Origin of the sequence: Streptomyces sp. A5-4 (assembly GCF_051131715.1) — a bacterium.
In the GTDB taxonomy this organism is placed as follows: Bacteria; Actinomycetota; Actinomycetes; order Streptomycetales; family Streptomycetaceae; genus Streptomyces.
Genome location: NZ_CP178591.1, coordinates 2811317 through 2833056, shown reverse-complemented (window position 1 = coordinate 2833056; position 21740 = coordinate 2811317). Strand labels below are relative to the sequence as shown.

The following is a 21740-nucleotide window of genomic DNA, read 5'->3' as shown; positions in this document are numbered from 1 at the left end:
GTGGACGGTCCCGGGGGAGAGGGCCCAGAGGTTGGCTAGCCCTCCTTGATGAACCCCTCCTTCACCATCCAGTCCTTCGCCACCGCGTGCGGGTCCTCGCCGTCCACGTCCACCTTGGCGTTCAGCTCCCGCGCCATCGTGTTGTTCAGCTTCTTGGTGATCGGTTCGAGGACGGCCGCCATCGCCGGGTACTTCTTCAGCGCCTTGGTGTTGATCTCGGGCGCCACGTTGTAGTTCGGGAAGAAGTGCTGGTCGTCGGCCATCACGGACAGGTTCATCGCCTTGATGCGGCCGTCGGTGGTGAAGACCTCGCCGTAGGTGCAGGACGAGCCCTTCGACACCTCCGTGTAGATGATTCCGCCGTCCATCTTCGAGACACCGGACGCCGGGATGTTCATTCCGTACGCCTTCTTCATGCCGTTGAGCCCGTCGTCGCGCGAAGCGAACTCGCTCTCCACGCACACGGTCGCCGCCGACGGGTCCTTCTGCGACAGCGCGGCCACGTCCGAGAGCGTCTTCGTCCCGTACTTCTTCGCGTTGGCCTGATTCATCGCCAGCGCGTACGTGTTGTTCAGCTCGGCCGGCGGCAGCCAGGTGATCCCGTTCTTCGCGTCCGCGTCGCGCACCGCCTCCCACTGCTGCCGCGGGTCGGCGATCGGCTTGTCGTTGCCGAGGTAGGTGATCCAGGCGGTGCCCGTGTACTCGTACATCACATCCGCGTCGCCGCTCCTGACGGCCTCGCGCCCGCCGATGGACCCCTGGATCCCGGTCCGGTCGAGCACGTTCGCGCCCGCCGCCTTGAACGCCAGGCCCAGGATCTGCCCGAGGACCAGCTGCTCGGTGAACTCCTTGGACGTCACCGTCAGATCGGCGCCCTTCAGTGGCAGACCCTTGCCGATCGTCCCCGGCTGTACGTCGTCGACCAGCGGGCTGCCACTCGTCAGGCCGCACCCGGCCAGCAGCACACCGGCGCCCAGCGCGGCCACCACGGCCGAACCCATTCGCGTACGCCTCATGCGCCTGCCTCCAGACCGCGCGGTCGCAACAGCAGTTCCACGATCGACGCCAGCCAGTCCACGAACAGCGCCAGGGCCACCGTCAGTACGGAGCCGAGGACCAGCACCGGCATCCGCTGATTGGTGATCCCGGTGGTGATCAGGTCGCCGAGACCGCCGCCGCCGCCGAAGGTGGCGAGCGTGGCCGTGCCGACGTTCAGGACCAGCGCCGTCCGTACGCCCGCGAGGATCAGCGGGACGGCCAGCGGCAGTTCGACCTTCGCCAGCACCCCCGCGGTCGACATCCCGATGCCGCGCGCGGCCTCCAGGAGCGTCGGATCGTTCGCCTTCAGACCCGCGATGGTGTTGGAGAGGACCGGCAGGACGGCGTACGCGATGATGCCGATCAGCGCCGCCTTCATCCCGATGCCCAGCCAGATCACCAGCAGCGCCAGCAGACCGATCGCCGGCGTCGCCTGCCCGATGTTGGCCAGCGCGGTCGCGATCGGCGCCGCCCGGCGCAGGCCGGGGCGGGTGAGCGCGATGCCCAGCGGGATCGCGATGATCAGCACGAAGAAGGTGGAGATCACCGTCAGTTCGACGTGCTGCTTGAAGCGCAGCCAGACATTGCCGTCACCCAGCGCGTTGCGCGAGATCGAGTCCAGATCCGCGTCGTGGTACCAGAGCCAGGTCGCAAGGAGCACCACCGCCAGCAGGGCCGGCAGGACCACCATCTTCTGCCAGCTGACCCGGCGCGGCAGCAACTCGGCGGTCGCGGCGGCCGGTTCCTCCACCACCTCGCCCTCGTCGCGGAAGGTCACGCCCTGCACCTCGTGCTCGCCGCGCGGCCGGTCCGGCCCCTCGCGGCGCTCGTCGCGCTCCCGCCGTGCCGGGCTCATGCGAAGTCCTCCGAGACGCCGGTCCCGCCCTCCTGGGCGAGCTGGGTCTGCCGGGCGCGCTGCTCCTCCAGCTGGTGCTGGTGCTCCGACGCGTCGAGCCGGTCGGCCTCCAGCATCTCCTGCACGGAGTTCATCAGCGTCGCCATGTCCACGACGCCGGTGTACTCGCCGCGCCGCCCGGTGACCGCGACCCGGCCCGCGTTGTCGGTCAGCACCGCCTCCAGCGCGTCGCGCAGCGTCGCGTCCCTGGTCACCGTGTCGTGCACCAGGGTGCCCGCCCGCGCCAACGACCCCTTGGCGCGCATCAGATCACCGCGCCGCAGCCACTTGTAGGGGCGGCCCCGCTTGTCGAGCAGCAGCAGCTCGTTGGTCTGCGCGTCCCGCAGCTTGTCGAAGATGTCCTGGAGCGGATCGTCGACGGTCACCGTCGGGAACTCGGCGATCTCCACATCCCGTACCCGGGTCAGATTGAGCCGCTTCAGCGCGGCGCCCGCCCCCACGAACCCGGACACGAAGTCGTCCGCCGGGTTCGTCAGGATCGCCTCGGGGGTGTCGAACTGCGCGATGTGCGACCGGTCGCGGAGCACCGCGATGCGGTCGCCCAGTTTGATGGCCTCGTCGAAGTCGTGGGTGACGAAGACGATCGTCTTGTGCAGCTCGTGCTGGAGCCGGATCAGCTCGTCCTGGAGATGGTCGCGGGTGATCGGGTCCACGGCGCCGAACGGCTCGTCCATCAGCAGTACGGGCGGGTCCGCGGCCAGCGCTCGCGCCACCCCCACGCGCTGCTGCTGTCCGCCGGAGAGCTGGCGCGGATAGCGCCCGTGGAACTCACCCGGGTCGAGCCCCACCAGGTCCAGCATCTCCTCGACCCGGTCCTTGATCCTGGCCTTCGACCAGCCGACCATCTTCGGCACGAGCGCGATGTTCTGCGCGACCGTCATGTGCGGGAACAGGCCGGACGACTGGATCGCGTAACCGACCTTGCGGCGCAGCTTCACCGGGTCCATGTCGGTGACGTCCTCGCCACCGATCCTGATCCGCCCCGACGTCGGCTCGATCAGCCGGTTGATCATCTTGAGCAGGGTGGTCTTGCCGCCGCCCGACGGGCCGACGAAGATCACGGTCTCGCCCGCCTTGATCTCCAGGCTGACGTTGTCCACCGCGGGGTACGGGCTCCCGGGGTAGCGTTTCGTCAGATTCTCCAGCTCGATGGCAGCGCCACCGACAGCGGTCTCAGGCACGGATCCCCCTCGGGATGGTCAGGCGTCCGATGAGGACGTAGACGGCGTCGAAGATCAGAGCCAGGATGACGATGCCGAAGGTGCCGGCGAACACCTGGTTGATCGCGTTCTTGCTGCCCAGGGACGAGATGCCGCGGAAGATCTCATTGCCGAGGCCGGGCCCGGAGGCGTACGCGGCGATGGCGGCGATGCCCATCAGCATCTGGGTGGAGACCCGGATGCCGGTGAGGATCGGTGGCCAGGCCAGCGGCAGTTCGATCCGGAGCATGCGGGCCGTGCGGGACATCCCGATGCCCTTCGCCGCGTCGACGAGGGTCGGATCCACCCCGCGCAGCCCCACGATCGCGTTGCGCACGATCGGCAGCAGGCCGTACAGCACCAGCGAGATGACGGTGGGGGCGACGCCGAGGCCGACCAGCGGGATGAGCAGACCGATCATCGCGAGGGACGGGATCGTCAGGATGGTGGAGGTGACGGTGGTGGCGAGATTGCCCGCCCACTCGCTGCGGTACGTGGCCACGCCGATCAGCACGCCCAGCAGCGTGGCGACGACCATGCACTGGAAGACGGCGCTGGCGTGCTGGTAGGCGTCCGCCAGCAATTGCTGGTGGCGACTGCCGAGGTATTCCCAGAAATTCAACGGGCCCACTCCTCGGTGAGGACGCGGCGGGCCCCGCATGGCGTCAGGCGGTGCCCGACGCCTGCTCCACCAGCGGAATGATCCGCAGCGGAACGGGATTCTCCATCACGATCGCCGTGGAAGCCCGCACGATGCCATCAAAACCTACAACCCGGTCGATCACCCGTTGTAGATCGGCGTTGGACCGGGCCACCAGCCGGCACAGCATGTCGCCGTGCCCGGTCGTCGTGTGCAGCTCCAGGACCTCGGGCACACCCCCCAGATGCGCCCGTACGTCGGCCCCTTGGCCCTGCTTGATCTCCAGCGTCGCGAAGGCCGTCACCGGGTAGCCGAGCGCCGCCGGATCGACGTCCGGGCCGAAGCCGCGGATGACTCCATTGGACTGAAGACGGTCCATCCGGGCCTGTGCCGTCCCGCGGGCCACGCCGAGCCGCCGGGACGCCTCCAGCATCCCGATCCGCGGCTCGCGTGCCAGCAGCACGATCAGCCGGCCGTCCAGTTCGTCGATTCCCTCGGTGGGCATGCACCGGCCTCCTGATGGTCATCCTGTACACATCGCCCGACCATAATCCCAGCCGGTTGTACATATTGCCCAGCACTTCAGCGAACTATTGCGCAGCTTGCGATACAGAGGGACTCTGCGGCCATGACTGAGACCATCCAGAACACCCCCAGCACCGCGCGCGAGGCCGACCCCTTCCCGGTCAAGGGAATGGACGCGGTCGTCTTCGCCGTCGGGAATGCCAAGCAGGCCGCCCACTACTACTCCACCGCCTTCGGCATGAAGCTCGTCGCCTACTCCGGACCGGAGAACGGCAGCCGCGAGACCGCCAGTTATGTGCTGACGAGCGGCGCCGCGCGCTTCGTCCTCACCTCCGTCATCAAGGCGTCCACCGACCACGGCCGCTTCCTCGAAGGCCATGTCGCCGAGCACGGCGACGGCGTCGTCGACCTCGCGATCGAGGTGCCGGACGCCCGCGCCGCCTACGCCTACGCCACCGAGCACGGCGCCACCGGCCTCACCGAGCCGCACGAGGTCAAGGACGAGCACGGCACGGTCGTGCTGGCCGCCATCGCGACGTACGGCCAGACCCGCCACACGCTCGTCGAGCGCACCGGGTACGACGGCCCGTACCTGCCCGGGTACGTCGCCGCCGAGCCGATCGTCGCGCCCCCGGCCAAGCGCACCTTCCAGGCCATCGACCACTGTGTGGGCAACGTCGAGCTCGGCAAAATGAACGAGTGGTGCGCCTTCTACAACGAGGTCATGGGCTTCACCAACATGAAGGAGTTCGTGGGCGACGACATCGCGACCGAGTACTCGGCGCTGATGTCCAAGGTCGTCGCGGACGGCACCAAGAAGGTGAAGTTCCCGATCAACGAGCCGGCGATCGCGAAGAAGAAGTCGCAGATCGACGAGTACCTGGAGTTCTACGGCGGCCCCGGCGTCCAGCACATGGCGCTCGCCACGAACGACATCGTCGCGACGGTGCAGGCCATGCGGGCCGCGGGCGTCCTGTTCCTGGACGTGCCCGACTCGTACTACGACACCCTCGGCGAGTGGGCCGGCGAGACGCGCGTCCCCGTCGACATCCTCCGCCGGGAGAAGATCCTCGTCGACCGCGACGAGGACGGCTACCTGCTGCAGATCTTCACCAAGCCGGTCCAGGACCGTCCGACCGTCTTCTTCGAAATGATCGAGCGGCACGGCTCGATGGGCTTCGGCAAGGGCAACTTCAAGGCCCTGTTCGAGGCGATCGAGCGCGAGCAGGACAAGCGCGGCAACCTGTAACCCCACCGTCCAGCCGCGGCCCCACGGACCTGCCCCGTGGGGCCGCGGCGCTGCGCCCGCCCGTTTATGCGTGGGTAAACCACAGACATGGTGAACACGGCGAACACGACGGGCCTGGCGAGCGACGAGCGCATCAACCTGACGGTGGGATCGACCCGTTGGCAGTTCAAGAAGCAGCTGCGGCACACGACGGTCCTGCAGTCCTTCGCCTTCGACGACGTACGGCTGAGGATGTACGTCGCGCAGGTGATGCAGGGCGGCATCAGACTGGCGGGCGAGCCACGCGCGTACACCGGGGACGAGCGCCGCCGCCGCGGCGACCTGTGCCTCAACCAGCTCGACTACACCGGCACTTGGCTCAACCACATGTACCTCCTCGGCTTCGGGCACGGGGTCGCCTTCGGGGTGGAGACGGGACCGCCGGGCTCGGCCTGGATCTGGACCGAGGCGGACGCCAGAGCGGGCGGCACGGCCGCGTTCGGCCGGGGCATATCGCGCTTCGCCTTCGTCAAGGGCCAGACCCGCAGAAGCACGGCGGCGGCCACCAGCTATCCGGTCGCGGGCTCCACCGCCAACCAGCCTTCCGTGGACATGGAGTTCAAGAGGCTCGCGGTACGCCACCGCATCGGCAGCAGGCTCCGCTACCGCGTGTACGACCTGGCGGACGCGGTCCAGGGCGACTTCACCTCCCCGCTCCACGACTTCGCCCAGACCGCCACGCACCCGGACCCGGGCGTCGACTTCCAGGGCTTCGCGCTGCACGGCAACTACCTCTACCAGCTGGCGGGTACGGCGTACGGACCCGGCAACCCAGCCTCGGAACACGGCAACACACACGTCTCCTGCACGGACATCCGCACCGGCCGCCAGGTCCAGCGGACGAGAACGGAGGCGGGCTACTCCCTCGACTACCGCGAACCGGAGGGCCTGGCCGTGCAACGCACCGCGAAGCCGAGGCTGTGCATGGGCCTGGCGTCGGGCGCGGTGGGAGCGAGGCGGTACTCGATCTACTACAAGGAGCGGGGGTGAGCGTCCCCGCCCGCCCTACCGGCCCACCTCGCCCATTTCAACCCGTCCGGCGTTTGAGGGCCTGGGTCCGGGGCGGAGCCCCGGTGGTGGGAAGGGCGGGTAGGGGGACAGCCCCGCGCAGCGGCCCCCGTCACCGCCCCCTCCCCGGCTTCGCAACACCCGCACCCGGCTTCGCCCCCGGCACCGGCCGCGCCGCCGTCTCCCGGTCCCCGTACACATCGCGCGGCCCACCCGACGGCGGCTCACCCAGCGCGTTCAGCGCCTCCCGCGCCCGAGCGGCCTGCAGCGGCGAGAACTCGGGATTGACCCGCACCGCCTCCTCCAGATGCCGCCGGGCCGCCCCGTACTCGCCGAGCCCCCGCTCGATCGCGCCCAGGTGATAGAGGAACAGCGCGCTCCGCACCCCCTGATCCGTCGCCCTGCGCGCCCACTTCAGGGCCGCCCTGCCGTCCCCGTCCCGATGCAGCGCCCATCCCAGCGCGTCGGCGACCTCCGCGCCGGGATGCCGCTTCCACTCCGCCGAGAGCCGCCGCACCGCCGCCCCGGGGTCGCCGTGATCCGCGTCCAGGAGGCCGAGCAGCAGCTCGTCGGGGCCGACCCCGCGCCGCTGCTCCAGGGCGACATGGGCCCGCACCAGCACGTACTGCTCCCGCGCCTCGGCGACCCGGCCCAGCGATTCCAGGAACTCCCCGTACTCCAGGGCGTAATCGGCCCCCGGCGCCGCAGCGAGCACCGCCCGGTACTCCCGCTCCGCGTCCCCCGTCCGCCCCAGCGCCGCCAGCGCCCGCGCCTGCCCCGCCCGCGCCCCCGCGTGCGCGCGGTCGGTGTGCAGCGCCGACTCGTAGTAGCGCAACGCCACTTCGGGCTCGCCGCGCTCCCACGCCAGCTCGCCCAGCCGGTGGAGCCCGGCCGCCCGCTCGGCCGGCGCACCGGCCCGCGCGGTCGAGTCGGACAGGGTCGCCGCCGCGTCCTCCCGCCACCCCCGGTCGCGGTACACCTGCGCGGCGAGCTGCTGCACCCGCGCCCCCGACCGCAGCTCCCGCAGCTTCTCCACGGCCGCGTTCGCCGCCTTCCGGTCGCCGAGGCGGCCGTACGCGTCGATGAGCACCGGGTACGCGGTCCAGCGCCGGGGCGACTTCGCCCGTACCGTCTCGCCCCACTTCTTCGCGCCCCGGTAGTCGCCCCGCGCCTGGGCGAGCGCCGCCAGCCCCACCAGCGCGTCCAGGTTCCCGCTCGCGGCGGGCCGCGCGGCCAGCGAGCGGCGCAGCGCGCGCTCCGCCCGCGGATAGTCCGCCGAGTCGGACCGGGAGCGCCCCCGCTCCAGATACGCGGAGCCGAGCACCGCCCAGGAGTTGTCGTCACCCGGATTCCTCCGCAGCCACTTCTCACGGTCACCGATCAGCGCGGTAAGGTCCCCGGCCGACGCGGGCACCCCGGCGCCCACCGCCCCCGCGGCGGCCATCGCCCGCCCGACCGGGCCCGGAGCGGGCGGTGGCCCCTCGTCGCCGCCTCCGGCCGTGAACGTGAGGACCCCCGCCACCCCCGCGACGAGTACCGCCGCGCCCGCGAGGACGACCACCAGGGGCCGCCGTCGTCCGCCCCACCGCTTCGCCTCCGCGCCCCGCGTCGGCGCCTGCGCCTGCGCTGCCCCTGCATCCGTCTCCATGCCGCTCACTGTGCGCCAGTACGAAGAGCCCATCGGGACCCGCGATGTGGATCGCGGACGGGTTCACACCGATGGCCCCGAGTGCCAGGCTGGGACCATGGACGATCTTCTCGAACAGCTGCGCGCGGGCCTGCCGGCCGAGGCCCTGATCACCGACCCGGACATCACGGCTTCGTACGCCCACGACATGGCGAGCTTCTGCGACGCGGGCATCCCGGCCGTGGTCGTCCTGCCCCGCACCGTCGGGCAGGTCCAGCACGTCATGCGCACGGCCACGGCCCTGCGCGTCCCAGTGGTCCCGCAGGGTGCCCGCACCGGCCTGTCCGGCGCCGCCAACGCCACCGAGGGGTGCATCGTCCTGTCGCTGGTCCGGATGGACCGCATTCTGGAGATCAGCGCGGTGGACCGGATCGCGGTGGTGGAACCGGGTGTCATCAACGCCGTCGTCTCCCGGGCGGTCGCCGAGCAGGGGCTGTACTACCCGCCGGACCCGTCCAGCTGGGAGACCTGCACCATCGGCGGGAACATCGGCACCGCGTCGGGCGGCCTGTGCTGCGTCAAGTACGGCGTCACCGCCGAGTACGTCCTGGGCCTGGACGTCGTCCTGGCCGACGGCCGTCTCCTGAGCACCGGGCGCCGCACCGCCAAGGGCGTCGCGGGCTACGACCTGACCCGCCTGTTCGTCGGCTCGGAGGGCAGCCTGGGCATCGTCGTCAAGGCGATCCTGGCGCTCAAGCCCGCCCCGCCGAGGCAGCTCGCGCTCGCCGCCGAGTTCCCCTCCGCTGCCGCCGCCTGCGCGGCGGTCTGCGAGATCATGGCGCGCGGCCACGCCCCTTCCCTGCTTGAACTCATGGACCGTACGACCCTGCGCGCCGTCAACAAGATGGCCAACATGGGCCTACCGGAATCCACCGAGGCACTCCTGCTCGCCGCCTTCGACACCCCGGACCCGACCGTGGACCTGGCCGCCGTCGCCAAGCTCTGCCTCGCGGCGGGCGCCACCGAGGTCGTGCCCGCCGAGAGCGCCGCCGAGTCCGAACTGCTGCTCCAGGCACGGCGGATGTCGCTCACGGCACTCGAAGCGGTCAAGAGCGCGACGATGATCGACGACGTCTGTGTGCCGCGCTCCAAGCTCGGCGCGATGATCGCGGGGACCGCGGCCATCGCCGAGAAGTACGACCTGACCATCGGCGTGTGCGCCCACGCGGGCGACGGCAACACCCACCCCGTCGTCTGCTTCGACCACGCCGACGCCGACGAGTCGCGGCGCGCCCGCGAGTCGTTCGACGAGATCATGGCGCTCGGCCTGGAGCTGGGCGGCACGATCACCGGCGAACACGGAGTCGGCGTACTCAAGAAGGACTGGCTGGCCCGCGAGCTGGGCCCGGTCGGGCTCGACCTGCAACGCTCCGTCAAGGCGGCCTTCGACCCGCTGGGCCTCCTCAACCCGGGCAAGCTCTTCTGATCCCTCACCCCTCCCCGTCCTGGGACTCGTCCGACGGCCAGGGGTCCCGCAGCCACAGGTCGTCGGCGGGGGTCGGGGTGAGCAGCTCGGCGAGCCCCTCGTCGATGCCCAGCCGCTCGGACTCGGTGCCGGGCGGAACCATCCGCAGCGTGCGCTCCAGCCAGGCGGACACGGCCACCGCGGGCGCTTCGAGGAGGGCGTCGCCGTCGGGGGAGCTGAGCGCCATGCAGATCACGCTGCGTGAGTCGACCTTGGTCGGCCAGATCCGCACGTCGCCGTGCCCGCAGGGCCTGAAGTTCCCCTCGACGAGCAGCTCACGGGCGAAGGTCCAGTAGACGGGGGATTCGGACTTGATGTGGAAGGTGACGTGCACGGCGTACGGATCGCCGGTGCGGTAGGTCAGCCGGGCCGGTACGGGGATGCTGCGCTCGGGCGACAGCACCAGATTGAGTTCCAGCTCGCGTTCCACCACGGTGTTCATGGGGTGCCCTTCCTCTCCTGCACGAGGCCCTGGTGCGGGCCGTACTGGGGAGACGGGCCTGCCCGCCTTTCATTACGCGACTTTCGCGCATTACTTTTCGCGCTCAGACATCCGCCGGGCCGGCCGGGCGGGCGTATGTTCGCTTTCTCGTACGTGCTGACGAGTCGACTCCGCCCAAAGCCTTGCGCTCCGTTTCGAAAGCTGTACTCCGTCGCCCGAACCCGGTCTTTCTCCTGGTCTCCCTCTTCGGGGTCCCGCGTTCTTCGTTAATGTCCTCCTTGGACAGGCGGAGACGCGCGCCCGGTCGCCGGGGGCGTACGCCGTACAGCCTGTAGCCGGACCCAGCTTCCGAGAGCGTCGACGCTGGATGTCGCGGGCAGGTCAAATGTGTTGGTCATGAACGGAGTTGGGGACATGGTGGCCTCTCCTGGCGACGGTACGGACGTAGCCCGGGAAGGGTATTACCCGGATCCTTCCATCCCCGGATATGTCCGGTACTGGAACGGCGCGGCCTGGGTACCCGGCACCAGCCGCCCCGCACCGGCGACCGGCGACGCGATGCCCACCGGGCCCGGCGGCGGAGCCGCCGCGCCCGCCCCGGCCGCCGTTCGGCACCCGACCGTCGAGGAGACCGGGCCGGTCTTCTTCGACGAGGAGCCCGAGGGCGCCCATCTGCACGGCAGCGCCCCGGAACCCGCCTCCGCCTGGCACGCCGACACCTCGCGCCAGACGGGCTTCGGTGGTGAGCGCGACCGGCGGGTCTCGTGGGGATCCCCGACGCCGGATCCGCGCACGGCCGGCGACAGCGACGGCGGTTCGGGCCGGACCCCGCGGAGCGGCGAGGGCGCCCCGGCCGCCCACGACCCGCGTCCGGCGGGCGCCGGCGCCGCGCAGGCCACCCCGGGCGCCGGGAGCCCGGCCGGCCCCACCGCCGACCCCAGCCGGGGCGCGCTGCCGGGTGTCCGTTCCCCCGGCCAGACTCCTGGGCAGGCGCAGGCCCAGGGGCCGGGGCAGACTCAGGGCCAGGGGCGCGCGGACAGCGGTCCGGCCGTCCCCGCCGACAGCACCATGGCCATCCGCGCGCTGCGCGCCGGTGCCACGGGGGCTGCCGCCGCCGCGGAGTCCTCCCGTACGGCCAGGGGCGACGGCACGATGGCGATCCGGACCATGACTCCCGGCGCCCGCAACCCCCAGGTCCCCGCCCAGGCGCAGCCGCAACAACCCCAGCCGCAGGCGCAGCCGCAACAACCCCAGCCGCAGGCGCAGCCGCAACAACCCCAGCCCCAGCCGCAACAACCCCAGCCCCAGCCCCAGCCTCAGCCGCAGCAGGACCAGCCGCAGTCCCCGCCCGCCCCCGCGGCCCCCGTCAGCTCCGCGTCCGGCGGTGGCGCCGCCTCCTGGGCGCAGCAGGTGCACCGGCTCGCCCAGTCGGAGCACGGCGGGGCCCCGGCGCACCAGCAGCAGTCGCAGCAGGACCCGCAGCAGCCCGTCGTGCCGTGGAAGCCGCCGGTCAGTGATCCCTTCCTGCGAGCGGCGCAGGCCCAGGCAGCCGTCAGGCCCGCGGGGCTCGGCAGGCGACTGGCCGCGCGGCTGGTCGACACGCTCGTCCTGGGCGCCGCCGTCGGCGCGGTCGGCGTACCGCTCGTATCGAAGGCGCTCACGCACATCGACGACAAGGTCGAAGCGGCGAAGCTGTCAGGCGAGACCGTCACCGTCTGGCTGATCGACGGCACCACCGCCGGCTGTCTCGGCATCGTGCTGGGCGCCTTCCTCCTCTTCGGCGTGGTCTACGAGGCGTTCCCGACCTCGAAGTGGGGGCGGACGCTCGGCAAGAAGCTCTTCCGGCTGCACGTCCGGGACATCGAGGAGCACGAGCCCCCGGCCTTCGGCGCCGCACTGCGCCGCTGGCTGCTCTACGGCGTGCTGGGGGTGCTGCTCATCGGGATCGTCAACGTCGCGTGGTGCCTGTTCGACCGTCCGTGGCGGCAGTGCTGGCACGACAAGGCGGCCCGCACCTTCGTGGCCGGAAACAGCTGAGACGAGCGCCGAGACGCCCATAGGGGGCGCCGCGTCCCCCGAACGGCACCCGGCCGGATGCGGACCGCGGGCGGGCGCGGTCGACTGCGGGTATGAGCACCGACCAGCCGCCGCCCGGCGGCCAGCCGCCGGAGGACGATCCGTTCCTCAAAAAGCCGCAGGACGACCCGACACCGCCTCCTCCGCCCCCTCCGCCCCCACCGCCGAGCGGCTCCCCGTACGGCGGCGCCCCGACCGGTGGCTCTCCGTACGGTGACCCCCCGCAAGGGAACTCCCCGTACGGCGGCAACGCTCCGCCGCCGCCCTACAGCGGTGGCGCGGCCGATCCGCTCGCGGGGATGCCGCCGCTCGCCCCCACCGGCAAGCGCGTCGTGGCCCGCATCGTCGACGCGCTGATCGTCGGCATCCCGATGAGCCTGATCGGCTGGCTCATCGGCATGTTCGACGGCTACAGCAGCGACTGGGACGACATCTCCGACCAGGCCGGCGGCGGCAAGTCGCTGCTCTGGCAGCTGATCACGATGGTCGTGTACGTCGGTTACGACACGTACATGACGTCCAGGAAGAACGGGCAGACCGTCGGCAAGCGCCTGATGGGACTGCGCGTCGCGATGCTCAACAGCGGCACCGTCCCGGAGACCAGCGCCTCACTGATGAGGGCCGTTGTGCTGTGGGTGCCGGCGCTGATCTGCTGCTTCTGCATCTGGTGGCTGATCAACCTGGTGATGATCCTGGTCGACAAGCCCTACAAGCAGGGCCTGCACGACAAGGCGGCCAAGACCGTGGTGGTGTCAGCCACGTAGCGAGTGCTCGCCGACGGCCGAGCGGGTGCGCGGGGCAGGCACCCGGGACTCGTAACTCTCGGCCTCGGGGAGAGCCACGGCGGCCGCACGGTCCGGCGCACGAGTCGCATCACTCGTGCGCCGGGCCGTGCGCGCCGTCTTCGGCATGGGCACGGTCAGGGCGACGAGCAGGCCGAGCGCCAGCGCGGCGAAGGTGATGACGGCGATTCCGATGCCGGTCGCCGTCTGGGAGAGCAGCAGCATGGCGAGGGTCGAGAAGACGACCGTGGCTGAACCGTAGGCGAACTGTGCGGCAGTGGGACGCGGCATGGCGATATCCGTCCTCGGAGCAGCGATCGGGGGGCAGCGATCGGGGGGTGTCTCTCAACGCGGTCGCACTGCAGGCGACCCTACGACGGTGAGTGCCCGCGTGGAACAGGTAGTAAGCGTGACCTAACCCACGGTGCCGAGGCATGGGGGGCGCACGGAGTCATTTCGCATTCCAACAGGTGAGATCGACGCGCCCGCCGACGGCACTGGTTCCTGCCGGTCGAGGCCCGTTCCGGACCCATTTTCGGTGCCATCCGCATCCATCGAGTGTTCGGATAGCGGAACTGAGCATCTACATAGTGCACTTGGTTCGTTTAAGTCAAGATCTGTCTTTTCTTCTGAGACTCCGGTCAAATGTCGTCACTTGAGACGCGTGTCGCGCCCGGAACCCCTCACCTTCGGTCCGTGCTGGTGCGGCCGCAGGGGAGGACATCGTCAAGTGACCATCAACAGAGGGCGGATCAGAGCCGCCGCCATGGTTGTAGCCATGGCAACAGCCGCCGCGACCGCATCCGCGTTCGCGACCGCGCAGGCCGACGACAACACGTCGGCCGCAGCGGGATCGGCGGAGGCCGAGCGCCGTGACCCGGCGCCCGCCAAGGGCCACGTCGAGCATAATCTCGAAGGCCCGTTCAGCAAGCAGCAGGACGCCGCGCGTCAGGCGGCGCTCGAAAAGGTGATATCGGGCGACGCCACCGTGCAGCAGCGCGGCGGCTCCAAGGTCGTGAAGCTCGACGACCGCAAGTACGTCGAGCTGGGTCGGGAGAAGACCGACAAGATCTTCACGATCCTGGTGGAGTTCGGCGACAAGGTCGACAACACCACGATGCACGACCCGGACGGCGACGGCCCCAAGCCGCCCGTCAAGAAGTACGGCGGCGACCCGGGCCCCGCGCACAACGCGATAGCCGAGCCGGACCGTAAGGAGGACAACTCCACGGCCTGGCAGAAGGACTACAACCAGAAGCACTTCAAGGACCTGTACTTCGGCAAGGCCAAGGGCCAGGAGTCGCTCAAGACCTACTACGAGAAGACCTCGTCGGGCCGTTACTCGGTCGACGGAGAGGTCTCCGACTGGGTCAAGGTCGACTACAACGAGGCCCGTTACGGCTCGAACTACTGCGGCGACACCAACTGCTCCAACGTCTGGGACACCGTCCGCGACGGTGTGACCGCCTGGACCGCCGATCAGAAGGCCAAGGGCAAGACCCCGGCGCAGATCAAGGCCCAGCTCGCCAAGTACGACCTGTGGGACCGCTACGACTTCGACGCCGACGGCAACTTCAACGAGCCCGACGGCTACATCGACCACTTCCAGATGGTGCACGCCGGCGAGGACGAGTCGGCCGGCGGCGGCGCCCAGGGTGAGAACGCCCTGTGGGCGCACCGCTGGTACGCGTACGGCACCGACCAGGGCAAGACCGGCCCCGCGGGCAACCAGGCGGGCGGCGCCCAGATCGGCGACACCGGCATCTGGGTCGGCGACTACACGATGCAGCCGGAGAACGGCGGCCTCGGCGTCTTCGCCCACGAGTACGGCCACGACCTCGGCCTGCCCGACCTGTACGACACCTCGGGCGGCGGCGAGAACGGCGTCGGCTTCTGGTCCCTGATGTCGGCCGGCTCCTGGCTCGGCACCGCGAAGAACGAAATCGGCGACCTGCCGGGCGACATGACCGCCTGGGACAAGCTCCAGCTGGGCTGGCTCGACTACGACAAGGCCAAGGCCGCGAAGAAGTCGACGCACAAGCTGGGTGTCGCCGCGTACAACACCAAGAACCCGCAGGCGCTCGTCGTCGAGCTGCCGAAGAAGGCCGTCACCACGACTGTCGTGAAGCCCTCCGAGGGCTCCAAGCAGTGGTGGAGCGGTATGGGTGACGACCTCAAGAACACCCTCACCCGGTCCGTCGACCTGACGGGCAAGGCGAAGGCGTCCCTGGACCTGCAGGGCTGGTGGGACATCGAGGCCAACTACGACTGGCTGTACGCCGAGGCGTCCACCGACGCGGGCAAGACCTGGAGCGCGCTCGACGGCACGGCCGACGGCAAGGCGCTGGAGCGCGACGCCGCCGACAAGCCCGGTCTCACGGGCCCGGGTGGCGCGTACAAGAAGCTGGCCTTCCCGCTCGACGCGTACGCCGGCAAGAAGGTCGACGTCCGCTTCCGCTACCAGACCGACGGCGGCGCCGGCGGCAAGGGCTTCGCGGCCGACGCGATCACCGTGACCGCCGACGGCAAGCCGCTGTTCACGGACGGCGCCGAGGGCGACGACAACGGCTGGACCGCCAAGGGCTTCACGCGCATCGGTGAGTCCTTCACCAAGGACTACGAGCAGTACTACCTGGCCGAGAACCGCCAGTACGTGTCGTACGACAAGACCCTGAAGAACGGCCCGTACAACTTCGGCTTCTCGAAGACCCGGCCGAGCTGGGTCGAGCACTACCCGTACCAGAACGGCCTGATGGTCTGGTTCTGGGACACCTCGCAGAAGGACAACAACACCAGCCAGCACCACGGCCAGGGCCTGATCCTGCCCGTGGACGCGCACGCCAAGGCCCTGAAGTGGGCGGACGGCACGCTGCTGCGCAACAAGGTCCAGACCTTCGACTCGACGTTCAGCCGGTACCGGACGGACGCGTTCACGCTGCACAACGCGGATGTTCCGCTGTGGCTGAAGTCGCAGAAGGGCGTCTCGGTCTTCGACGACCGCAAGGGGACGTACTGGGACAAGGCGAACCCGACCGGTGGGGTGAAGGTTCCTGACACCAACACCAAGATCTCGATCGTCAGCGAGCCCAAGAGCGGCCAGACCATGACCGTGAAGGTCGGCCCCTCCACCAAGTAATCCGCATCACCGCAGGTCGGAGCATGATCGGCCGTCGCCCTCTAGCGGGCGGCGGCCGTTCGCGTTTAGATGCCTCTTGGCAGCTCTTATTGACACGGCGTCTTACGGGGGAGTGATCGGCATGTCCGGTGGAGGTTTCGTCAGGCTCCCGGGAGGCAGCGTGGTGGTCGCCCTCACGCTGCCCAGCCCCGCGGCCGACGACCACAAGGTCCGCATCCTGGTGCACTCGGTGAACCGGGCCCGCGCCCTGACCAGGCTGCGGAACCTCGGGCTGCGCGCTGTCTACCTGCGCGGCAACACGGCGCCACCCACCCTGGACGAGATCACGGCCGTCCTGCACCACCCCGACGGCCTGCTGTGGCGCACGGCCCCGGAGGAGGTCGAGGAGCTCTGGCACCCGATACGGGCGCTGCTCAGGTCCTCCGTGCGGTCCGCCTGAAGGCCCGTCCGCCGGCCGCCGCCCGAGCGGCTCATCCGTGCGCCGCGCCGAGAGTGCTCCCACGGGGCCGGTGGCGGCCTCCCGCCGCCGGCCCGGCCTCCCTCACACCACCGGCTTGCCCGACAGCTCCACACCGGCCTCGCGGAGCTCCTCCAGGGCCCGCTCGGTGCTGGCCTCGGAGACGCCGGCCGTCAGGTCGAGCAGGACGTGGGTGGAGAAGCCCGCGCGTACCGCGTCCAGGGCGGTGGCCCGCACGCAGTGGTCGGTCGCGATGCCGACCACGTCCACCTCGGTGACCCCGCGGCCGCGCAGCCAGTCGCCCAGCAGCACGTCGTTCTCGTCGGAGCCCTCGAAGCCGCTGTACGCCGCCGAGTACGCGCCCTTGTCGAAGACCGCGCCGATCGCGCCCGACGCGACGGCCGGCGCGAAGTTCGGATGGAAGCCCACGCCCTCCGTGCCGGCGACGCAGTGCACCGGCCACGAGTGCACGTAGTCGGGGAGCGCCGGGGGCGTGGCGAAGTGACCCCCCGGGTCGATGTGGTGGTCACGGGTGGCGACGACATGGCGGTAGCCGGCCGGCGCCGCGCCGATCAGCTCCGTGATGGCGGCGGCGACGTCGGAGCCCCCCGGCACCGCGAGGCTCCCGCCCTCGCAGAAGTCGTTCTGAACGTCGACGACGATCAAGGCGCGGTGCATGGCGGGTGCCCTTCGGTGGGGACGAGAGGGGGGCCGGTCGGTCTCCGTCGGAGAAGGAGCGGACCCCCCGGCGGGGGCGGTGTCTGACAGGCGCGGGCGGTGTGATTCGAGCGTAGGGAATCCAACGGCCTTGCGGGAGGGGGCATTTGGCTGATAAAGGCCGCAATGGTTCCGGGGGGCACATGCCCGCTCACCCCGCTTTCATGCATACGTACGATCGCGTCTACGCCTGCGCCTACACGTATTCGGTGGGCAGCACCGGCTCGCCCCTGGAGAGCTGCATCGCCGACATCGGCAGCGCGCCGCGCGCCGCGATGTGCCGCTCGCGCACCGCGTCCAGCGGCTCGCGCGCCACCACGTCGCCGCCCTTGACGAGCTGCACGAGCAACTGCCGGTCGGCCAGCTCGGGCGGCACCGCGCCGGTCCCGATGACCTCCGCCTCCGCGACGCCGTGCTCGTCCGCCCGGCGCGCCGCCCACTTGCGGCCACCGATCGAGGTCTTGCCGCCCATCGCCTTCTTCGCCACCGGCTGCAGCGGCGCCTTCGGGTCCGCGCTGCGGGCCCTGGCGACCAGCTTGTAGACCATCGAGCAGGTCGGGTGCCCGCTGCCGGTCACCAGCTGGGTGCCCACGCCGTACGCGTCGACCGGCGCCGCCGCCAGTGAGGCGATGGCGTACTCGTCCAGGTCGCTCGTCACCACGATCCTCGTCCCGGTGGCGCCCAGCTCGTCCAGCTGTTGGCGCACCCGGTGCGCGACGAGCAGCAGGTCGCCGGAGTCGATGCGGACGGCGCCGAGGCCGGTCCCGGCGACCTCGACGGCGGTCCGGACCGCCCGGGTGACGTCGTAGGTGTCGACCAGCAGCGTCGTGCCGCTGCCCAGCGAGGCGACCTGCGCCTCGAACGCGTCGCGCTCGCTGTCGTGCAGCAGGGTGAAGGCGTGCGCGCTGGTTCCGACGGTGGGGATGCCGTAGCGGAAACCGGCCGCCAGGTCCGAGGTCGACGTGAACCCGCCGACGTACGCGGCGCGCGAGGACGCGACGGCGGCCAGCTCGTGCGTCCGCCGGGCGCCCATCTCGATGAGCGGGCGCCCGCCCGCCGCGGCGGCCATCCGGGAGGCCGCGGCGGCGATGGCCGAATCATGGTTGAGGATCGACAGGATCACCGTCTCCAGGAGCACGCACTCCGCGAAGCTGCCCTCGACCCGCAGGATCGGCGAGCCGGGGAAGTAGACCTCGCCCTCCGGGTAGCCCCAGATGTCACCGGTGAAGCGGTACGTGGAGAGCCAGCGCAGGGTCGGCTCGTCGACGATGTCGTGCTCGCGCAGGAAGCCCAGTACGTCCGCGTCGAAGCGGAAGTTCTCCACGGCGTCCAGTACCCGGCCGGTACCCGCCACCACTCCGTAGCGCCGCCCCTCGGGCAGCCGCCGGGTGAAGACCTCGAAGACCGAATGCCGGTCGGCGGTGCCGGCCTTGAGCGCGGCCTGCAGCATCGTGAACTCGTACTGGTCGGTGAAGAGGGCTGTCGACGGCACATCCACCGGCAGCCCGAGGTCCGCAGTGTTCATGGCAGGGATGCTACCCCTGATCTCGTCAGAGTGACGAGATCAAAGGGGGCCGTTTGTGCGATGGGCCCGTCCCAGTGGCAGCATGGGACAAGTGAGTGTTGCTCCCGCAGAGATCGAACAGACCGAGTCGGCCGAAGAGACCTTTGCCGTACCCGAGCCCGACACCCCGTGGGTGACGCTGGTCCACAACGACCCGGTCAATCTCATGAGCTATGTGTCCTACGTCTTCCAGACGTACTTCGGCTACTCCAAGGACAAGGCGCACAAGCTGATGCTCGACGTCCACCAGAAGGGCCGCGCCGTCGTCTCCAGCGGCAGCCGCGAGGAGATGGAACGCGACGTGCAGGCGATGCACGGATACGGGCTGTGGGCGACGCTGACGCAGGACCGCAACTGATGGCCGGGCTCTTCGAGAAGAAGAAGCGCGGCGGCTCGGCCGTCGCCCTCGACGAGGTCGAGGTCTCCATCCTGCGCAGCCTGGCCGTGCAGCTGCTCGAACTGGTCGGCCCCGGCGAGGAGCCGGTCGAGGGCGAGGACCCACTGGCCGCCCTCTTCGCCGAGGGCCCGAGCGAGCCGCCGTCCGACGCGGCCCTGGCGCGGCTGTTCCCCGAGGCGTACACCGGGCCGGGTACGGATCCGGAGGACAAGGAACTGCGGGAGGCCTCCGCCGAGTTCCGCCGCTTCACCGAGAACGACCTGCGCGGCCGCAAGCGCGAGGACGCGCTGGCCGTCGTACGCACCCTGGACTCGCTCGGCGCCAAGGGCGACGGCGGGGCCGTGCTGGTGCTGACGGCCGACGACGCCCGGCACTGGCTGGGCACGCTCAACGACCTGCGGCTGACCATCGGGACCCGGCTCGAGGTCACCGACGAGGACGAGAGCGGCGAGCTCTACCGGCTGTCCGACGACGACCCGCGCAAGCCGATGGTGATGGCCTACCTCTGGCTCGGCGCGCTCCAGGAGAGCCTCGTCGAGACGCTCATGCCGTAGGGCGCGGCAGGCGTGTCGCGCGGCGGTCGCCCGGCCGCCTCCGGACGTGCCCCGGGTCGGCGGCCGTGTCGATCAAGGTGTTCGCTCAACGGACACTCAAATCCGGATAACGATCGAGTGAACGTACCCGGATCCTTTGATGTCCCTAGGGGTATTTGTACCCATTTGAAGGTGGCGTGCGCCACAAGTGCGCCCGCCGATCACCCTTCTCGCCGTGATAGATCTTCACGACCGCCGGGGACGCCACCCATGTTCACGGGGGTGCTGTGGCCGGCTGACCGCCGACCGCACTCCATCCACATCCGGGGGGATCAGGATCTGATCCGCTGCCTGAAACAGGCGCGGATCGCATGGAGAAAGGCGCAACACCATGACCTCAGTGCAGGTCGACAAGCCACACGACGACGGCAATGAGGCCGCGGACGCGTCCGGCGCGTCGGGCGAGGGCTACCAGCGAGCGCTGGGGGCCCGCCAGATCCAGATGATCGCGATCGGCGGCGCCATCGGCACCGGCCTCTTCCTCGGCGCGGGCAAGGCCATCGACAGGGCCGGGCCCAGCCTGATCCTGGCGTACGCCATCGCCGGCCTGGTGATCTTCTTCATCATGCGGGCGCTCGGCGAGCTGCTCATGTACCGCCCCGTCGCCGGCTCCTTCTCGGAGTACGCACGCGAGTTCCTCGGCCCGTTCTTCGGCTTCGTGACCGGCTGGACGTACTGGCTCTTCTGGGTCGTCACCGGCATCACCGAGGTCACCGCCGCCGCCACCTACATGACGTACTGGTGGGACATCCCGCAGTGGCTCTCCGCGCTGGTCTTCACCGTCATCCTGTACGCCGCGAACCTGATCTCCGTGAAGCTCTTCGGCGAGCTGGAGTTCTGGTTCTCGATGGTCAAGGTCACCGCGATCATCGGCATGATCCTGATCTGCGCCGGTGTCCTCACGATCGGCTTCTCCGACGCCGGTGACACCGCGACCGTGGCGAACCTGTGGAACGACGGCGGGTTCTTCCCCGAAGGCATCACCGGCACGCTGATGACCCTGCAGATCGTCATGTTCGCCTTCCTCGCCGTCGAGCTCGTCGGCGTCACCGCGGGCGAGTCCAAGGACCCCAAGACCGTCCTGCCCAAGGCCATCAACACCGTGCCGTGGCGCATCGCCGTCTTCTACGTCGGCGCGCTGATCATGATCCTGTCGGTCGTCCCGTGGAGCACCTTCCAGCCGGGCGTCTCCCCGTTCGTCAAGGCCTTCGAGGAGATGGGCCTCGGCGTCGGCGCTGCGGTCGTGAACTTCGTGGTGCTGACCGCGGCCCTGTCGTCCTGCAACTCCGGCATGTACTCCACCGGCCGCATGCTGCGTGACCTGGCGCTCAACGGCCAGGGCCCGAAGGCCTTCAGGAAGCTGACGAAGAACGGTCTGCCGCTGGTCGGCACCACCTTCTCGGCCGCGCTGATGCTCGTCGGTGTCTGGATCAACTACCAGTGGCCCGGCGAGGCGTTCAACTACGTCGTCTCCTTCGCGACCATCTCCGGCATGTGGGCCTGGATCATGATCCTGTGCGCCCAGCTCCGCTACCGGGCCAAGGCCGACCGCGGCGAGCTGCCGCAGTCCACCTTCAGGGCCCCCGGAGCGCCGTACACCAGCTGGTTCGCCCTCGGGTTCATCGGCCTGGTCATCACGATGATGGCCATCGACAAGGACGCGCGGATCTCGCTCTACTGCGCGCCGGTCTGGGCGCTGCTGCTCGGCGTCTCGTACCTCGTGATGAAGAAGCGCAACCCGGAGAACTTCGCCCGCAAGGGCTGACCGGGGCCCCCGCGGCTTCCCCTGTCCGGCATATGGTCCCGCCCG

At 70.2% G+C, this 21740-nt stretch carries 20 protein-coding genes; 10 read left to right on the top strand and 10 right to left on the bottom strand.

Going from position 1 to position 21740, the window contains the following annotated elements; all coding sequences use genetic code 11:
• Positions 1-35: 35 nt before the first annotated feature.
• From ACLLJJ_RS13125 to ACLLJJ_RS13105, 5 genes are read right to left on the bottom strand one after another with little or no spacing between them, the layout of a single operon-like run.
• Positions 36-1016 (bottom strand): glycine betaine ABC transporter substrate-binding protein, encoded by a 981-nt coding sequence (locus ACLLJJ_RS13125; RefSeq protein WP_434590228.1) that lies wholly within the window; start codon positions 1014-1016, stop codon positions 36-38.
• A complete protein-coding gene (locus ACLLJJ_RS13120; RefSeq protein ID WP_434590225.1) occupies positions 1013-1894 on the bottom strand; it encodes an ABC transporter permease in 882 nt (293 codons plus the stop codon). The genes ACLLJJ_RS13125 and ACLLJJ_RS13120 overlap by 4 nt, the downstream gene beginning before the upstream one ends.
• Positions 1891-3135: a betaine/proline/choline family ABC transporter ATP-binding protein gene (locus ACLLJJ_RS13115; RefSeq protein WP_434590222.1), complete on the bottom strand. Its 1245-nt coding sequence runs from the start codon at positions 3133-3135 to the stop codon at positions 1891-1893. Before ACLLJJ_RS13115 ends, ACLLJJ_RS13120 begins: the two co-directional genes overlap by 4 nt.
• Positions 3128-3775, bottom strand: a complete 648-nt coding sequence (locus ACLLJJ_RS13110) for an ABC transporter permease (protein ID WP_434590219.1) — start codon at positions 3773-3775, stop codon at positions 3128-3130. The genes ACLLJJ_RS13115 and ACLLJJ_RS13110 overlap by 8 nt, the downstream gene beginning before the upstream one ends.
• Positions 3776-3818: 43 nt before the next feature.
• Complete coding sequence (locus ACLLJJ_RS13105) at positions 3819-4298, bottom strand: Lrp/AsnC family transcriptional regulator (protein ID WP_434590216.1); 480 nt, start codon at positions 4296-4298, stop codon at positions 3819-3821.
• Between the two features lie 123 nt (positions 4299-4421).
• On the opposite strand from ACLLJJ_RS13105, the gene hppD reads away from it, so the two are divergent.
• A complete protein-coding gene (hppD, locus tag ACLLJJ_RS13100) occupies positions 4422-5567 on the top strand; it encodes a 4-hydroxyphenylpyruvate dioxygenase (RefSeq protein WP_434590213.1) in 1146 nt (381 codons plus the stop codon).
• Between the two features lie 87 nt (positions 5568-5654).
• Positions 5655-6596, top strand: a complete 942-nt coding sequence (locus tag ACLLJJ_RS13095; RefSeq protein WP_434590210.1) for a phage baseplate protein — start codon at positions 5655-5657, stop codon at positions 6594-6596.
• A gap of 130 nt (positions 6597-6726) precedes the next feature.
• Here the strand turns inward: ACLLJJ_RS13095 and ACLLJJ_RS13090 are convergent, their stop codons facing one another.
• A complete protein-coding gene (locus ACLLJJ_RS13090) occupies positions 6727-8262 on the bottom strand; it encodes a tetratricopeptide repeat protein (RefSeq protein ID WP_434590207.1) in 1536 nt (511 codons plus the stop codon).
• Positions 8263-8359: 97 nt separating this feature from the next.
• Between ACLLJJ_RS13090 and ACLLJJ_RS13085 the strand changes: the two genes are divergently transcribed.
• The gene (locus tag ACLLJJ_RS13085; RefSeq protein WP_434590205.1) at positions 8360-9727 is read left to right on the top strand and encodes an FAD-binding oxidoreductase; all 1368 of its coding nucleotides are present in this window, start codon (positions 8360-8362) and stop codon (positions 9725-9727) included.
• 4 nt (positions 9728-9731) lie between these two features.
• Here the strand turns inward: ACLLJJ_RS13085 and ACLLJJ_RS13080 are convergent, their stop codons facing one another.
• Complete coding sequence (locus tag ACLLJJ_RS13080) at positions 9732-10208, bottom strand: SsgA family sporulation/cell division regulator (protein WP_434590202.1); 477 nt, start codon at positions 10206-10208, stop codon at positions 9732-9734.
• Between the two features lie 396 nt (positions 10209-10604).
• On the opposite strand from ACLLJJ_RS13080, the gene ACLLJJ_RS13075 reads away from it, so the two are divergent.
• On the top strand, positions 10605-12245 hold the full coding sequence (locus tag ACLLJJ_RS13075) for an RDD family protein (RefSeq protein WP_434590200.1): 1641 nt from the start codon (positions 10605-10607) through the stop codon (positions 12243-12245).
• Positions 12246-12337: 92 nt separating this feature from the next.
• Positions 12338-13048, top strand: a complete 711-nt coding sequence (locus ACLLJJ_RS13070) for an RDD family protein (RefSeq protein ID WP_434590197.1) — start codon at positions 12338-12340, stop codon at positions 13046-13048.
• On the opposite strand, the gene ACLLJJ_RS13065 is transcribed toward ACLLJJ_RS13070, so the two are convergent.
• Positions 13037-13357: a hypothetical protein gene (locus ACLLJJ_RS13065; protein ID WP_434590194.1), complete on the bottom strand. Its 321-nt coding sequence runs from the start codon at positions 13355-13357 to the stop codon at positions 13037-13039. The genes ACLLJJ_RS13070 and ACLLJJ_RS13065 overlap by 12 nt on opposite strands.
• A 487-nt stretch (positions 13358-13844) precedes the next feature.
• On the opposite strand from ACLLJJ_RS13065, the gene ACLLJJ_RS13060 reads away from it, so the two are divergent.
• Complete coding sequence (locus ACLLJJ_RS13060) at positions 13845-16202, top strand: immune inhibitor A domain-containing protein (protein ID WP_434600397.1); 2358 nt, start codon at positions 13845-13847, stop codon at positions 16200-16202.
• A 121-nt stretch (positions 16203-16323) separates the two neighbouring features.
• Entirely contained in the window at positions 16324-16641 is a 318-nt protein-coding gene (locus ACLLJJ_RS13055) for a hypothetical protein (RefSeq protein WP_434590191.1), read from the top strand.
• Between the two features lie 102 nt (positions 16642-16743).
• Here the strand turns inward: ACLLJJ_RS13055 and ACLLJJ_RS13050 are convergent, their stop codons facing one another.
• Positions 16744-17337, bottom strand: a complete 594-nt coding sequence (locus ACLLJJ_RS13050) for a nicotinamidase (protein ID WP_434590188.1) — start codon at positions 17335-17337, stop codon at positions 16744-16746.
• Positions 17338-17572: 235 nt separating this feature from the next.
• On the bottom strand, positions 17573-18901 hold the full coding sequence (locus ACLLJJ_RS13045) for a nicotinate phosphoribosyltransferase (protein WP_434590185.1): 1329 nt from the start codon (positions 18899-18901) through the stop codon (positions 17573-17575).
• Between the two features lie 82 nt (positions 18902-18983).
• Here ACLLJJ_RS13045 and clpS point away from each other — a divergent pair, with 82 nt between their 5' ends.
• From clpS to ACLLJJ_RS13030, 3 genes are all read left to right on the top strand, one after another.
• Complete coding sequence (gene clpS / locus ACLLJJ_RS13040; protein ID WP_434590182.1) at positions 18984-19298, top strand: ATP-dependent Clp protease adapter ClpS; 315 nt, start codon at positions 18984-18986, stop codon at positions 19296-19298.
• A complete protein-coding gene (locus ACLLJJ_RS13035) occupies positions 19298-19891 on the top strand; it encodes a DUF2017 domain-containing protein (protein ID WP_434600396.1) in 594 nt (197 codons plus the stop codon). Before clpS ends, ACLLJJ_RS13035 begins: the two co-directional genes overlap by 1 nt.
• A gap of 370 nt (positions 19892-20261) precedes the next feature.
• Positions 20262-21695, top strand: a complete 1434-nt coding sequence (locus tag ACLLJJ_RS13030) for an amino acid permease (protein ID WP_434590179.1) — start codon at positions 20262-20264, stop codon at positions 21693-21695.
• The last annotated feature ends 45 nt before the right edge of the window (positions 21696-21740 follow it).

Excerpts from the sequence above, each read along its gene's own strand:
- ACLLJJ_RS13045 (WP_434590185.1), bottom strand. The coding sequence starts at position 18,901 with ATGAACACTGCGGACCTCGGGCTGCCGGTGGATGTGCCGTCGACAGCC.
- ACLLJJ_RS13080 (WP_434590202.1), bottom strand. The coding sequence starts at position 10,208 with ATGAACACCGTGGTGGAACGCGAGCTGGAACTCAATCTGGTGCTGTCG.
- ACLLJJ_RS13035 (WP_434600396.1), top strand. The coding sequence starts at position 19,298 with ATGGCCGGGCTCTTCGAGAAGAAGAAGCGCGGCGGCTCGGCCGTCGCC.
- clpS (WP_434590182.1), top strand. The coding sequence starts at position 18,984 with ATGGGACAAGTGAGTGTTGCTCCCGCAGAGATCGAACAGACCGAGTCG.
- hppD (WP_434590213.1), top strand. The coding sequence starts at position 4,422 with ATGACTGAGACCATCCAGAACACCCCCAGCACCGCGCGCGAGGCCGAC.
- ACLLJJ_RS13070 (WP_434590197.1), top strand. The coding sequence starts at position 12,338 with ATGAGCACCGACCAGCCGCCGCCCGGCGGCCAGCCGCCGGAGGACGAT.
- ACLLJJ_RS13120 (WP_434590225.1), bottom strand. The coding sequence starts at position 1,894 with ATGAGCCCGGCACGGCGGGAGCGCGACGAGCGCCGCGAGGGGCCGGAC.
- ACLLJJ_RS13030 (WP_434590179.1), top strand. The coding sequence starts at position 20,262 with ATGACCTCAGTGCAGGTCGACAAGCCACACGACGACGGCAATGAGGCC.
- ACLLJJ_RS13105 (WP_434590216.1), bottom strand. The coding sequence starts at position 4,298 with ATGCCCACCGAGGGAATCGACGAACTGGACGGCCGGCTGATCGTGCTG.
- ACLLJJ_RS13075 (WP_434590200.1), top strand. The coding sequence starts at position 10,605 with ATGAACGGAGTTGGGGACATGGTGGCCTCTCCTGGCGACGGTACGGAC.
- ACLLJJ_RS13065 (WP_434590194.1), bottom strand. The coding sequence starts at position 13,357 with ATGCCGCGTCCCACTGCCGCACAGTTCGCCTACGGTTCAGCCACGGTC.
- ACLLJJ_RS13060 (WP_434600397.1), top strand. The coding sequence starts at position 13,845 with ATGGCAACAGCCGCCGCGACCGCATCCGCGTTCGCGACCGCGCAGGCC.
- ACLLJJ_RS13050 (WP_434590188.1), bottom strand. The coding sequence starts at position 17,337 with ATGCACCGCGCCTTGATCGTCGTCGACGTTCAGAACGACTTCTGCGAG.
- ACLLJJ_RS13095 (WP_434590210.1), top strand. The coding sequence starts at position 5,655 with ATGGTGAACACGGCGAACACGACGGGCCTGGCGAGCGACGAGCGCATC.
- ACLLJJ_RS13090 (WP_434590207.1), bottom strand. The coding sequence starts at position 8,262 with ATGGAGACGGATGCAGGGGCAGCGCAGGCGCAGGCGCCGACGCGGGGC.
- ACLLJJ_RS13085 (WP_434590205.1), top strand. The coding sequence starts at position 8,360 with ATGGACGATCTTCTCGAACAGCTGCGCGCGGGCCTGCCGGCCGAGGCC.
- ACLLJJ_RS13125 (WP_434590228.1), bottom strand. The coding sequence starts at position 1,016 with ATGAGGCGTACGCGAATGGGTTCGGCCGTGGTGGCCGCGCTGGGCGCC.
- ACLLJJ_RS13055 (WP_434590191.1), top strand. The coding sequence starts at position 16,324 with ATGTCCGGTGGAGGTTTCGTCAGGCTCCCGGGAGGCAGCGTGGTGGTC.